This window comes from Saprospiraceae bacterium (genome assembly GCA_016709995.1).
Taxonomy (GTDB): domain Bacteria; phylum Bacteroidota; class Bacteroidia; order Chitinophagales; family Saprospiraceae; genus JADJLQ01.
In genome coordinates this window covers 1,026,733-1,040,735 of record JADJLQ010000001.1, presented here as the reverse complement: position 1 = coordinate 1,040,735, position 14,003 = coordinate 1,026,733, and the positions used below count along the sequence as shown (strand labels likewise).

Sequence of the window (14,003 nt, the reverse complement as noted above, 5' to 3'; positions counted from 1 at the left end):
CTATCTTCAATATTTAAATGAACCATACTTTCTGAATAACGAACCGAATGAGTTTGTAAAAGAGGAGAATTTAACGGCATTTTTAGCCAATATTGTGAAAAGTTTGCCGACACTCCACGCTGTGTCAAGTTACAGGAGTCATAGGCTATTGGGACAATGGCATTATTACCAACGGAAAACATTTGAATTGACTGACTTTACTATTAGAAATATCAGAAGAATTTTAAATTCATGATCAGGGATATCAGTTTTGCGATCAGTAGCTACAATAGGGCAGATGATCTGCTCGATCTATTACATAATATTATGGCCCTGGACGATTTTGAAGAGTTTATCGAAGATGTAATTATTATCAACAATGGGTCTACCTCCAGTTATGCTGTAGTGGAAGACTTTGTTGCCCAACTAGACAATCCTCGTGTAAAATATCACCTTCTTCCAACCAATCTTGGTGCGACCGGTGGTAAGAATAAAGCGTTTGAGTTATGCAAAGGCAGATATGTGGTCATGCCCGATGATGATTGTTTAATGGAAGACAAAAATTGCTTGTCATCAATCGTTCGTGAATTTGAAAGAACGGATACTGACCGAGAAATAGCTATTGTAGTATTTAAATTGGTTTATCACATCAACCACCAGATACAATGGTCAGGCTTTCCCCATAAAAATTTTAAAAATACGGTGGATTGTCCTCATTTCAAACCTATTTTTTCCCTGGAGGAGCATGTGCACTCAAGAGGTCCTGTATAGAAAAGACCGGATTTTATACCACAGATATTTCATTTGCCCAGGAGGAATATGACTTAGCTTTAAAGTTGATCGGCGCTGGATACTGTTTTATATACACGGATAAGGTGACTGTATTACATAAAGAGTCTCCTTTGGAGCGTTTCCCACCGCCAAAGCGATCCATGTTAAATTGGGTCAATAAATCCCGCATTAGTTATAAGTATCTCCCTAAAAAGTACTATTACTCTACAGCTTTTTTTTGGGCTATGCAGCACTTGAGGGAATCGAAAGGAGACTATAGTTACTTTATACCAGGTATCAAACAAATAATGAGAATACCTTCAACTACGGTGCGAGCACCCTTATCCAAAGAGGCCTTCGCTTACTTAAAAAAGGTCGAAGCCAGACTTTGGTATTGAAAATCTAGATTTGGTCTATGCCTCGATATTAAAAATATTCAGATATTAGGTTATTTTTGCATATGATGGAGAAAATCCTAATCACAGGAGGAACCGGTTTTTTAGGTCGGGCGCTGGCTATAAAACTAAAAAGCAATTACCAAGTATATCTGTGTGGTAGAAATAATACACAAAATTCTTTCGCTCAAATGACGACAGGGTGTCAGGCTATACCGGCTGATATCTCCTCGATGGAGTCGATTCGAGATGCTTTTAATCAGGTAAAGCCTGATATAGTCATACATGCCGGAGCCACCAAATTTGTCGATATCTCAGAGCGAGAGCCTTTCGAAGCCATTGATATCAATGTCAATGGATCCGCCAATGTAGCCAGGCTTGCTATTGATCAAGGTTGTAAAATGGTCATCGGTATTTCAACAGATAAGGCCGCACCACCGATATCCAATACCTATGCACTGACCAAGGCCCTCATGGAGCGATTATTTAGCGCTTCTGACACCCGGTCAGATACTCGCTTTGCTTGCGTTCGTTTTGGCAATATTGCCTGGTCTAGTGGCTCTGTATTCCCGATTTGGAAAAAAATGGTCCAATTGAATGGTAAAATCCAATCAACCGGTCCTCATATGAGGCGGTACCTTATTAGTGTAGAAAAAGCGGCTGATCTGGTCATAAGAGCTATCAATCATATCGACCTCATCAGAGGCGGCATCTTGATACCCGATATGAAGGCAGTGCTTATAAAAGATATTCTGGATTTGTTTGCTGAGCAAAAACATGTCAGTTGGGAGCAGATAGCTGCTCGCCCCGGAGAACGTGTAGATGAATATCTGCTTGGAGATTCGGAATTGGAGTATAGCGAAAGAATAGAGCTGGATGGACTTGTACACTATTTGTTTACACCTAACAGGAGACCGGATCACCCTGTTGTAGACCACCTCATCTCTTCTTCCGCACCACAATTTTCTAAAGAAGAATTATTAGAATTTATAAATCGCGAACCCACCGTATAATTCTATTCAACACGCGCTGATCATGGCCGCCGGCCGGGTATGCGTATGATGCCATTGACAGATTCTGTACCCAAGCCAATGGTGACACTTTATGGACATAGCCTGATCTCTCATGGCATTAACTTCCTCAAACAACATATCGCTAACATCCACATCACTGTAGGATATAAAGGTAATATGGTTGCCGAACATACAGTCCAGCAAGGAATTAGCACTATTTTTAATACTGATGGGAAAGGAAATGCCTGGTGGATTTATAATACTTTATTGCAATATCTTGATGCACCTTTGTTGGTACTGACTTGTGATAATATAGTAGAATTAGATTTGGATTTATTATATAAAGAATATATTAATTTGGGTTCACCTGCATGTTTATTAGTGCCTGTGGTCCCTGTTCCGGGCCTGGAGGGTGACTATATATTGCATGAGAATAATAGAGTCACCCAGTTATCCCGTGAAATCACCACCAATTTATATTGCTCTGGTATACAGATAGTTAATCCATGTATGCTCAATAAAATATCCAGGCCGACTGAAAGTTTTTATGATGTATGGAACGATGCCAAACAGGAAGGTCAATTATTTTGTTCGGATATCTATCCTTCTAGATGGACAGCAATTGATACCATTGATCAACTTAATCTGCTCAATGTATCCAATATAAACCTTTAAGTACTGATAAATAAGGTATTATAGAAATGCTTTCTTGTACCGAAAAAAAAACGGCATTTACTTCTTTTCCCCCTGGATGCTCTGCAGAAACTCCTGGTCAGACTTACCCAGGTTGTCCATCAATACTTTAGCATCATCAGCAAAATCATTGGTAGGGTAGCGTTTGATAAATTCTTCATAATAGAATTTTGCGTTTTCAATGTCATGAAGTTCGTTGTCAAAAGTAAACGCTTTTAAAAATAAAGCTTGTGATGCCAGTTTGCTCGTAGGGTATTTTTCTATCACCCAATCATACAAAGAGATTGCTTTATTGAAGGTTTTTAAGGAGCGGGCTGTCTCGGCTGCTTTGTTTAATAAATCGGGACTTTCGGGATCATCAGGATTGATCAATACATAGGCTTCTGTAGCGTCAACATATTGAGTAGCAGCCAGTTCGTTGAATTGGTGTAAAGTATCGTCATACATCTTGCCAGCCAGGTTTTGAATCATTGTTTTTAAAGGCAGGTGTTGGTCGCCAATGATTTTTTGTACTTCCGGTGATTTGGGGTGTTGAGGATATTTGTCCAGAAATCCGGTATATAAAGTGTTAGCTGCATTCTCATTGCGGATGACATTTTTCATAAGATCAGCCAATTGTAAGATTCTATCAGGATTTTTGGCTGATTCCGGATCTTCTTTTATCAAGGTGTTGAGAAAAGTAACTGATTCGAAATATCTATTATTTGAAGCACTTAATTTTTCAGCCTTTTCCAGGATTTCTATTTTTTGCGCTTTATCACCAGCATTGCCTGTGACGAAGTTGATGTATTCCGCCAGTAAAGATTCGAGGGTCTTAGGGTCCTTATTTTTGTCATATTCCTGTTCCAGTCTATCGATGGCCTGTAATGCTTGAGGGACATTCTTTTTACATGAAAATGCAAAAACACAGGTAAGCAAGAAAAGGTATTTATTCATGAAATTTATAAAATTGGGATAAAATTAATAGTATCTCAGGTAAGATAAGTTATTTAAAAATTCCTTAGTTTAAACTATAAAAGTGATCCGGACTGGATTCGAACCAGTGACCTACTGCTTAGAAGGCAGTTGCTCTATCCAGCTGAGCTACCGGACCAAAATTTCAATAAAGCGGTGCAAATTTAATCAAAAAGAATCAATACAGTGAAAAGCATTCAATCTGAAATACCGGCGTTTGAGTCTAAATTGATAACTCTTTTAAGAAATTCCTTGCCAGAACCTGATTTTAGATATTTTTCACGATTTCTGGCTGATATTCGATCTGGATATTCTTCCAGATATACCAATTTCCAGGGACGGTAAAATTGTGTTGAAGGAGTCAATCCTTTGTTATGTTCTTCAATCCGTTTTTCAACATTCCCTGTCATCCCAACATAGAGTCTGAAGTCTTTTGAACTTTGAATTACATAAACAAATGTTTGCATAACCTACTGCTTAGAAGGCAGTTGCTTATCCCTGCCTCGCCGGCAGGCAGGCCTGCCCCTCGCCTGCAGGCAGGCAGCTGAGCTACCGGACCAAAATTTCAATAAAGCGGTGCAAATTTAATCAAAAAGAATCAATACAGTGAAAAGCATTCAATCTGAAATACCGGCGTTTGAGTCTAAATTGATAACTCTTTTAAGAAATTCCTTTCCAGAACCTGATTTTAGATATTTTTCACGATTTCTGGCTGATATTCGATCTGGATATTCTTAGAGACTGGCATTCAAACCTCAACCAATATCATTCTTAAAGCTCGCATATACACCTGTGTTTTGAAAAAATGAGATTGTGTTCAGGTGGCAACAGTAATTTTATATGCCTGACATGCAACCATTCTGTCAATCTGATACCTAAATTTATTGTAAGAGGCTATATGCTCATTATGCTTTAGTTTTTTATAGAGAGTGAGCCAACTTAACCAGCTAATATTTCGTATCATGTATATTATAGCTTAACTACATATTTACAATTTTTTTGAATACGTTATGAGTAATGATTGGGTGGTTCAAAACAATGTTAATCATAGATTCGTTTCCAACAGGTATTCTGATAATTGAATAGATTCTACTTTAAAAAATGAAAAACAGCACTTTATCTATATTTTTATCCGTTGCTATTATCATTAGCTTGATTATTTTGACATTTTCTTCTTGTACTCACGATCCATTTAGTCTTGCAGTGGAGCCAGATCCTGTAGATACTACCACTTTTCCTGGTTCTGACTCAGGATGTGATACAAGCATAATTTATTTTAATAGAGATATACTGCCTATTTTCAGGAATTCATGTGCCATTACAGGCTGCCATGATGCCAGATCTGCCAAAGAAGGATATGTCCTTACAGATTATGCACATATTGTTAAAAAGGGGCTGATATCAGGCAAACCGAAGAATAGTAATATATATAGTGTCATTACAGCCAGCAAAGCTAAAGATGTGATGCCGCCTGCTCCTTACAATAGGTTGACTAGCAAACAAATAAGTCTAATTAATCGTTGGATCACCGGAGGGCTCACCAACGATTCCTGCGTTGCAGTATCGACATGCGACACTACCAACATAACTTTTACAAAGAACATTTTACCCATATTTGAAGGCTATTGCACAGGATGTCATGGTTCTATCACCAGTTATTCCGGAATTAGATTGGACGGCTATAAGTATGTGGTAGATGCTTTGAAAACAGGTAGGTTACTCGGATCGCTGAAATGGGAGCCTGGTTATATCAGGATGCCATTGGATTTACCACAATTGATTGGCTGTGACATAAAAAAGATCGAAATTTGGGTTCGAAATGGATCAGTGAACAACTAATGGAAAAAATTATGATTTTTTTTAGACTGTCAGGGATGAATAAAGAGTCTGTTGTAAAAAAGATATTGATACTTGGGCTTGTGTTGACGATGACCAGATGTTATTATGATAATGAAGAGACTTTATATCCAGGGATATGTAACAGTGAAAATGTTACCTATAAGGGATTTGTAAGACCGTTTTTGGATGTTAATTGCACCTGTCATGTGAAAGGAAGTAAAAATGGAAATATAAGTTTAGATAACTATGCTGAGACACAGACTTATATCTCCAACGGGCAGATGTTGAGAAGTATTAAACATGAATCTGGGGTTTCGCCAATGCCACCTTCTACTCCAAGAAGATCATCCTGCGATATCAGCAAATTAGAATCCTGGGTGGCTGGAGGAGCCCAGGATAATTAAATAGATTATTATGAAATCAAAGATTCTTTTAACGATTGTTTTCCTTGGCATCATTGGGGCCTTCATTGGCTACAAAATATATAACAAGCCGCACACAGATATGACTTCTGCAGAATCTCAAACCAGTATAAATGCTACTGATCTCATGGCCGATTTTAACAAAAATGAAGCTGCTGCAAATGAAAAGCACCTTGATAAAGTAATTACTGTCAGTGGTAAAATCGGAGAAATAAAAAAAGAAGGGGAGCAGACGATAGTTATGTTGGAAACTGCCGATCCACTTTCTTCTGTTATCTGCAATTTGGACCCTTTTTCTGCACATGAAGATCATCTTTTTACAATTGGAGATGAAGTTCGTTTCAAAGGTATCTGCTCGGGATATCTCGCAGATGTAGTTATTGACCGATGTGTTTTAATCAAGTAATCAAAAAAAATGAAAAAAATAAGTTTTATAAGCCTTGCTTTAGTCTTCATTGGCCTGATACCCCTTCACGGGCAGATCTATTACACGAAAACCGGGGTCGTTAATTTTGAAGCCAGTTCTCCATTAGAAAAAATCGAAGCTGTAGCGAAATCTGCAAACTGTGTTCTCAATGCAGAAACTGGAGCAGTAGAGATGGCCGTACTCATCAAATCATTCAATTTCGACAAAGCCCTGATGCAGGAACATTTTAATGAAAATTATTTGGAATCAACCAAATTTCCCAAAGCTATATTTAAGGGAACCATTTCAAATATCAAAGAAGTACAATTTTTAAAAGATGGCAAGTATAAAGGCAATTTTGAAGGAAAAATAACGATTCATGGCGTCACCAAGTCTGTTGACAATGTGGTCAATTTCAGGGTGAGTGGAGGTAAAATTACAGCCGATACTGATTTTAATCTTACAGTAGGTGACTTTGATATCTCGATACCTTCACTCGTTAGTGATAAAGTGGCCAAAACTGCCAAAGTCACCATTCAAGTTGAACTTCAAGAACTCAAGAAATCTCAATAACCTATCTTAGTACTTTTATTTTTATCCAATTTTATGAACCGATTCATACTACTCCTTTTTTGCAGCTTTGTTTCCATCTCATTATATAGTCAGGAAGATCTCCTTTCACTTTTGAATGACTCTCTTGATGCAAAAGTCAAAGAACCTGTAACAGCCACCTTCAAGACCACCCGAGTCATCAACTTACCCTCCATAGAGCAAACTGCTGCTGGGGTTTTTGACTTTAAGATTTCCCACAGATTCGGGTTCCTCAGCAGTGGGGTCAGAGAGTTTTTCGGCCTGGATCAGGCTTCCATCAGAATAGGGGGAGAATATGGTATCTCCAAAGGGTTAATGATTGGTGTTGGACGAAGCTCCTTTGAAAAAACAGTAGATGGTTATTTTAAATGGCGCTTGTTTAAACAGACTTCCGGCTACAAGTCTTTTCCTTTGACTGTGAGTGTGTTCGGTGGATCTGCGATTAAAACGGTCAACACCACACCTGATCGTACCAATTTTTTCGTCAATAACCTGTTTTACACCGGTCAGTTAATCATAGGCTCAAAACTCACTGAGGGACTTTCATTGCAAATATCCCCGACAGTGGTTCACAGGAATCTAACCCTTACTACCAATGAAAAAAATGATGTATTAGCCGTCGGAGCTGGAGGGCGAATAAAACTGTCCAAAAGAACTTCTCTGAATGCCGAATATATTTATCTTCTGCCTAATCAAATCTCCTCAGAATATAAACCTTCATTGTCCATAGGTTTCGATATAGAGACCGGAGGTCATGTCTTTCAATTGCACGCTTCCAATTCGACTTCCATGATAGAAAAAGGGTATATCGCTGAAACGGTAGGTGATTGGGGACAGGGCGATATCCATTTTGGGTTTAATATCTCCCGAGTATTTACGATCAGGAAACCAAAGAATTAGATCGGCTCATGATTGGGTCGGCCCCTTGCTCAGCCAATTCTTGATATTTGTATATTTGCGGCATGAGTGAAACTCCCCGGCAATTTACTGCTGTATTAAACGAATGTCGAGAACTTTTTTTCAAAAAAAACCACGATTACGGGACAGCCTGGAGGGTTTTAAGGTCATCCTCTATTACTGACCAGATCTATATCAAAGCTGCCCGGATCAGATCTATTGATACCAAAAAGGATCAAAAAATACAGGATAGCATTGAAAATGAGTTCATTGGGATTGTCAATTATTGTATTATGGCCCTCATACAGCTGGACAGGGAGAATGGAATCATTGCAGATGAACTGCGTAAATCCAATGTGGTCGGTTTTTATGACGAAAAAGCTGAAAAGGTTTATCAATTGATGCTGGCGAAAAACCACGATTATGATGAGGTCTGGAGATCCATGAGAATTAGCTCCATGACTGACCTTATACTGATGAAAATAATCCGGATCAAAGAAATAGAAGATAAAAAAGGGAATACCCTCGTATCTGAAGGGGTAGACTCCAATTTTATGGACATCATGAATTACGCTATTTTTGCACTGATCTTGATAAACCAATCACTAAATCCCAATTTCTGATGACGCTGAGTACATTAATATTTGCTTTTGCCACCATTGGCCTGCTTTTGACTTATATTTTTGGCAAATGGGTGAAGAAACCTGATCATTGGTGGTTATCCTTTTTAAAGAATTTTGTAGGGGTCTGGTTTATCTTTTCAGGTTTTGTCAAGGCGGTGGATCCGATGGGCACTGCCTTTAAAATGGAACAGTATTTCGCAGCATTTCAGCAAACATTTGAAGCGACTAAGGCCAGCTTCCTGGTGCCTTTATTTTCCAGTTTATCTCACTATACAGTATCGTTTTCGATTTTTATGATCTTGTTGGAGATACTTTTGGGAGTAGCCCTCATCATTGGATATGCTCCTAAACTCACCGCTTGGATATTGCTTATATTATTGATCTTTTTTACGAAACTCACCGGTTTTACTTATTTGACCGGATATGTTCCGTCCAATTCCAATTTTTTTGATTTTAGTGCCTGGGGAGACTACGAACCTCTTCAAATGAGGGTATCAGATTGTGGTTGTTTCGGTGACTTTCTCAAGTTGGATCCTAAAGTTTCCTTTTTTAAGGATCTATTCTTGTTGATCCCCGGTGTCCTATTTGTGATTTGGGCTAAAGCTAAGCATCAACTCTGGACTGTAGGTGTTAGACGAGGCATTATGGTAATAAGTCTGTTGGTTAGTTTGTTGTTTTGTTCGTACAATACTTTTATGAATGAACCAATTTGGGATTTTAGACCATTTAGAAATGGCGCCGATATAGCGACTACCCGTAAGATGGAACTTGATGCTGCACAGGCCGTACAGATTGAAAAGGCGCAAGTGAAAAATAAAAAGTCCGGCGAAATCCTCAGTGTGCCATATGCCACCTATATGAAAGAATTTAAGAAATATCCTAAAGAAGATTGGGATACCAAGTTTGTATATGGTGAGTCCACTGTCACTAAAACTAAAGTCAGTGAATTTCAGATACTAGACGAGCATGGGACTGATGTTACATTGGATATTTTAAATAACGAGGGATATTCGCTGATGGTCAATGCTTATAAAATACATGGTAATACTATAACTGTAGATAAAGTACAGACAGACAGTATATTTATTGACTCTTTGGTAATCCAAAATAAGGACACCGTGCGATTGAAAATCTTTGCAGGAACGAACCAAGTCACAAATAAAGTGGACCAATTTGAACCTACCAAAGCAGATTTTGACATTTTTGATCAGCAGATCAATCCGCTGGTGAATGTGCTCACAAAGGAAGGAATAAAGACTTTTGCGGTAACTGGCGGATTAGGGTCTAGCCATATGAATGATTTTGCACAAAAGATTAATGCAGCTTACCCAATTTATCAGGCAGATGATATCCTTTTAAAGACAATTATGCGATCTAATCCAGGTCTGATCTTATGGAAAAACGGAAAAATAATTCAAAAATGGCACTATAAACAATTGCCGAGCCTGGAAGAGCTTCGTGCGTTGATGAAATAACCCTTCTTAAGTTTAAAAAGTATAGATCTGTTTTTGGGAACAGGAAAGACTTCATTGAACTATGAATTAATAAATTGGATATAGTATAATTCATTATATTTGTGCCATCAGAAGTGACGACAACAGCCCATGTTAAGTAGGAGAAATTTAAGAGTCAAGGTTATGCAGATCTTGTTTGCCAAAAACAGAGATCCTTACCTGCTAGAAACACACCTTCCCAAAATTTTTGATCAGTCGATCCAAAATTCTTTTAATCTGTATTTGTTTCAATTGTACCTGGTTCAGCATATCTGCAAACAGGCCAAAAATGTAGCAGACAAAATCCAAAATAAATATTTGCCGTCTGTGGACGATAAAAACTTTGTTCCCGTTCTATATGAAAACGAATTGATCCAGAGCCTGGTGCAGAACAAGAAGCTTCAAAAATTATTTGACAAAGGCGGTTTTGTACAATGGGTTGACGAAGATGTACTTAAGAATATTTACAGTGAGTTTGCCAAATTAGATTGGTACAAGGCTTATGCAGATAAGGCTACAGAAGATAAAAACCACCTTGAGACCCTTCTTGAACTCTACCGTTTTCTGAGAAAAAATGTGTTATTCAATGAGACTGTCGAAGATCAACTTTATAATTGGGAAGATGATGATTCGCTCATCATCGGCGCTATCAAAAAAACGCTGAAGTCATTGCCAGCCAAAGATGAATTTTATAAAGAGTATATGCTGACGGAGACTGATACTCTGGCATTTGGCAAGTCCCTTTTGCATGCGGTTGTCGAAAACGATGAAGAATATGCTGCGATCATCAAGCCAACTCTTAGAAACTGGGAAGCTGAAAGGGTTGCAGTGGTAGACATGATATTACTTAAAATGGCTATTGCAGAATTTCTCAATTTTGAATCGATCCCTACCAATGCCACGCTCAATGAATATGTAGAGCTTTCAAAAATTTATTCCACCCCCAAAAGCAAAGAGTTCATCAATGGAGTATTGGATAAGATCATGAAAGATCTCCTTCAAAAGAATTTAATTAAAAAGTCCGGCAGAGGGTTACTCGCAGAATAATATGCACGAACAAGTATTAATTCTTGATTTTGGCTCTCAGTACACCCAGCTCATTGCCCGTAGAATTAGGGAGCTTAATATTTATTGTGAAATCAAACCATTTTCTCAATATCAAATCAATGAGCATACTAAGGCTGTCATCCTTTCCGGCAGCCCTTGTTCTGTCAAGGATGAAAACCCCTTACGAATTCCGTTGGAAGACCTATTGGGGAAGGTACCGGTTTTAGCCATTTGTTATGGGGCTCAATTATTGGCTGATAGCTTAGGTGGTGAAGTGGTCAAATCAGACCATAGAGAATATGGCAAAGCCCAATTAAACCTGGTGGGAACGGCTGACCGCTTTTTTGATGGGGTCAAGGCGGGGTCTCAAATTTGGATGTCTCATGCAGATACCATCAAAAAAATACCTTCCAATTTTACCTTGCTTGCTTCGACTGAATCTATTCCGGTAGCGGCTTTTAAATCTGAAGCTTACATGGCTCCAGTATATGCTATTCAGTTTCATCCTGAAGTGACTCACTCTCTGCAAGGAAAAAAGATACTAGAGAACTTTCTTATCCATATCGCCGGCTTTAAGGGCGATTGGACTCCCGCTGTTTTTATTGAAGAACAAGTAGCAAAAATTAAAGAGGCTGTAGGTGATGAGCATGTTTTGCTCGCTATTTCCGGAGGAGTGGATAGTACGGTAGCTGCAGCGCTGATACACCGTGCTATTGGAAAAAACCTACATGGGGTGTATATCGACCATGGTTTGATGCGGAAAGGCGAGACAGCCCAGGTCATGAAGGTTTACGAGGAACATGGTTTTAATGTCAAATCGATCAATGCATCGACTCATTTCCTCGAAGCACTCAAAGGGGTCTCTGATCCTGAGCAAAAGCGCAAGATTATTGGAAAAGCTTTTATAGATGTGTTTGAAAAAGAAGCTACCTCCCTGAGTGAGGTCAAATGGCTTGCACAAGGGACCATCTATCCGGATGTGATCGAATCCGTTTCTGTACATGGCCCGACGGTGACGATAAAGTCACATCACAATGTTGGGGGATTACCTGAAAAATTGCACTTAAAAGTACTTGAGCCGTTGAGAATGTTGTTTAAGGATGAAGTCAGAAAGATAGGTCATGAATTGGGCATACCCGATTCTATATTGAAGCGTCATCCTTTTCCGGGTCCTGGTCTAGCTATCAGGATATTGGGCGATATCAGCCAGGACAAAATAGATATTCTTCAAAAAGCTGATGAGATCTACATATCACTGTTGAAAAAATATGAACTCTACGACGCTGTCTGGCAGGCTGGCGCTATACTCCTGCCCGTGCGTTCAGTCGGAGTGATGGGCGATGAAAGGACTTATGAATTTACCCTGGCATTGCGTGCGGTAAATTCGATGGATGGCATGACCGCTGAATGGAGTAAATTGCCTTATGAATTTTTGGCGGAAGTCTCCAATGAAATAATAAATAAAGTTAAAGGGATAAATAGAGTAGTTTATGATATCAGCACAAAACCGCCAGCTACCATTGAGTGGGAATAATTGGGGTACAGTCATAGCCTCCATCAGCCTGCTTTTAATGTTTGCTTGTTCCGGTCCGACCAAAGTAGTCGCACCAGTTAAGCCGGAGGTGGTGACTTCTAAGCCTGAGGTTTATAATCCCAAAACCGGCAAGTTTGAACCTGCCAACGCCCAAAATACCCATATTGATACAGTAGTCTGGAAAGAATCTACTCAAGGCCCATTAATCAAAGATGAGGCCATTTCTGAGGATAAGCTAAACAATGCATTAAAGAAAGAATACCATGTAGCCGTATTGCTGCCGGTCTCGGAGGATGACCTGGGACGCGATCTCGCCAGCGAGGGAACTGAGAAGTTTTTTCACTATTATGCTGGGATGAAAATGGGAGCTGCCGGATGGTTGGATACCTCAGTTAAAATGAATATTGATGTCATCGATGTCAAAGCAGCCCCGGATGCTATCATTCCGATATTAAAAGGATCTACAATGGCTAATGCCGATTTGGTAATAGGCCCTTTGCGTAGAGACCACCTCAGTGAAACAGCCAAATGGTCCAAAGAAATGAATGTGCCTATGGTTGCACCATGGAATTCTTTCAGGACGCTCGAAAACATCAGTGAAAATTATGTGTTGTTAAAAGCATCTTTGCCGACCCACTGTGAAGAGCTCAGCAAATTTATAATGTCTAAGTTTAAACCGTCGGATATCTGTGTAGTGGGTCGTGAGAGGTCAAAAGCTTTGATGGCTTATTTTGAAAACGAACTTCAAAAATTATCGGGCTCAGAAAAAATAAACCTTCCTCAAAGCATTGTTAAGGATGACTTCAAATTTGAAGAGGGCTACAAGTATATGGACACTACTAAATCGGTGTACATCGTAACCGAATTTGACGACCCCAATATTGTGTTTAACTTTTTGAGACATATCAATGTGATGCGGAAACAGCGTGCTGTGACAGTGATTGGGATGCCATCCTGGCTGGACTATCCCAGGGATTTTTATAGTTTATTTTCGCAGTTAAATGTAATAATTACTACTTCTTCTTTCGCTGATATTAATTCCTCAGAAGTGGCCTCCTTTAAAAAGTCGTTTTTTCAAGCGTATCAAACTTTTCCTATGAGAGAAGCCTATGAAGGATACGATGCTATACGATATTTGGCAAAAATGTTGGCTACCTATGGTCGAAAATTCCCAATTTATGGCGATATAAGTACCCAATATGGATTAGCTTCAGGATTTAGATTGGAGAAAATCATAGACGCTTCTAAACCGATTGATGACCGATTGTTGAATATCCAATGCATTGAAAACAAAGCTTTATTTATAGTTCAATTTGACCAGTTCCGATTCAATAAAGTCCAATAAT

Annotated in this window: 15 protein-coding genes, 1 tRNA gene and 1 pseudogene; 14 read left to right on the top strand and 3 right to left on the bottom strand. The window is 39.0% G+C overall.

Annotated features, from left to right (window positions below):
* Positions 1-231: 231 nt before the first annotated feature.
* The 4 genes and pseudogenes from IPJ09_04370 to IPJ09_04355 all read left to right on the top strand — a co-directional run bounded on the left by IPJ09_04370 (position 232) and on the right by IPJ09_04355 (position 2,833).
* The gene (locus IPJ09_04370; GenBank protein ID MBK7370667.1) at positions 232-750 is read left to right on the top strand and encodes a glycosyltransferase family 2 protein; all 519 of its coding nucleotides are present in this window, start codon (positions 232-234) and stop codon (positions 748-750) included.
* Complete coding sequence (locus IPJ09_04365) at positions 687-1,148, top strand: hypothetical protein (protein ID MBK7370666.1); 462 nt, start codon at positions 687-689, stop codon at positions 1,146-1,148. Before IPJ09_04370 ends, IPJ09_04365 begins: the two co-directional genes overlap by 64 nt.
* 65 nt (positions 1,149-1,213) lie before the next feature.
* On the top strand, positions 1,214-2,158 hold the full coding sequence (locus IPJ09_04360) for an SDR family NAD(P)-dependent oxidoreductase (GenBank protein ID MBK7370665.1): 945 nt from the start codon (positions 1,214-1,216) through the stop codon (positions 2,156-2,158).
* 22 nt (positions 2,159-2,180) lie between these two features.
* A pseudogene (locus IPJ09_04355) lies at positions 2,181-2,833 on the top strand (NDP-sugar synthase).
* A 57-nt stretch (positions 2,834-2,890) separates the two neighbouring features.
* On the opposite strand, the gene IPJ09_04350 reads toward IPJ09_04355, so the two are convergent.
* The 3 genes from IPJ09_04350 to IPJ09_04340 form a co-directional block, all read right to left on the bottom strand.
* Positions 2,891-3,787 (bottom strand): tetratricopeptide repeat protein, encoded by an 897-nt coding sequence (locus IPJ09_04350; GenBank protein ID MBK7370664.1) that lies wholly within the window; start codon positions 3,785-3,787, stop codon positions 2,891-2,893.
* Between the two features lie 83 nt (positions 3,788-3,870).
* Positions 3,871-3,944, bottom strand: a tRNA-Arg gene (locus IPJ09_04345).
* Between the two features lie 58 nt (positions 3,945-4,002).
* Positions 4,003-4,272: a GIY-YIG nuclease family protein gene (locus tag IPJ09_04340; protein MBK7370663.1), complete on the bottom strand. Its 270-nt coding sequence runs from the start codon at positions 4,270-4,272 to the stop codon at positions 4,003-4,005.
* Between the two features lie 634 nt (positions 4,273-4,906).
* Here IPJ09_04340 and IPJ09_04335 point away from each other — a divergent pair.
* From IPJ09_04335 to IPJ09_04290, 10 genes are all read left to right on the top strand, one after another.
* The gene (locus tag IPJ09_04335; protein ID MBK7370662.1) at positions 4,907-5,644 is read left to right on the top strand and encodes a hypothetical protein; all 738 of its coding nucleotides are present in this window, start codon (positions 4,907-4,909) and stop codon (positions 5,642-5,644) included.
* Positions 5,645-5,655: 11 nt separating this feature from the next.
* Positions 5,656-6,048 carry a hypothetical protein gene (locus IPJ09_04330; GenBank protein MBK7370661.1) on the top strand — a complete coding sequence of 131 codons (393 nt, stop codon included), beginning with the start codon at positions 5,656-5,658 and terminating at the stop codon, positions 6,046-6,048.
* Between the two features lie 10 nt (positions 6,049-6,058).
* Positions 6,059-6,472: a hypothetical protein gene (locus IPJ09_04325; GenBank protein ID MBK7370660.1), complete on the top strand. Its 414-nt coding sequence runs from the start codon at positions 6,059-6,061 to the stop codon at positions 6,470-6,472.
* 9 nt (positions 6,473-6,481) lie between these two features.
* Positions 6,482-7,045 (top strand): YceI family protein, encoded by a 564-nt coding sequence (locus tag IPJ09_04320; GenBank protein MBK7370659.1) that lies wholly within the window; start codon positions 6,482-6,484, stop codon positions 7,043-7,045.
* Between the two features lie 33 nt (positions 7,046-7,078).
* Positions 7,079-7,963 (top strand): porin, encoded by an 885-nt coding sequence (locus IPJ09_04315; GenBank protein MBK7370658.1) that lies wholly within the window; start codon positions 7,079-7,081, stop codon positions 7,961-7,963.
* Positions 7,964-8,025: 62 nt separating this feature from the next.
* The gene (locus tag IPJ09_04310; GenBank protein MBK7370657.1) at positions 8,026-8,583 is read left to right on the top strand and encodes a DUF1599 domain-containing protein; all 558 of its coding nucleotides are present in this window, start codon (positions 8,026-8,028) and stop codon (positions 8,581-8,583) included.
* The gene (locus IPJ09_04305) at positions 8,583-10,058 is read left to right on the top strand and encodes a DoxX family protein (protein ID MBK7370656.1); all 1,476 of its coding nucleotides are present in this window, start codon (positions 8,583-8,585) and stop codon (positions 10,056-10,058) included. Before IPJ09_04310 ends, IPJ09_04305 begins: the two co-directional genes overlap by 1 nt.
* A gap of 162 nt (positions 10,059-10,220) precedes the next feature.
* Entirely contained in the window at positions 10,221-11,123 is a 903-nt protein-coding gene (gene nusB, locus IPJ09_04300) for a transcription antitermination factor NusB (protein ID MBK7370655.1), read from the top strand.
* Between the two features lies 1 nt (position 11,124).
* Entirely contained in the window at positions 11,125-12,657 is a 1,533-nt protein-coding gene (gene guaA, locus IPJ09_04295; GenBank protein ID MBK7370654.1) for a glutamine-hydrolyzing GMP synthase, read from the top strand.
* Positions 12,614-14,002, top strand: a complete 1,389-nt coding sequence (locus IPJ09_04290) for a hypothetical protein (GenBank protein MBK7370653.1) — start codon at positions 12,614-12,616, stop codon at positions 14,000-14,002. Before guaA ends, IPJ09_04290 begins: the two co-directional genes overlap by 44 nt.
* The last annotated feature ends 1 nt before the right edge of the window (position 14,003 follow it).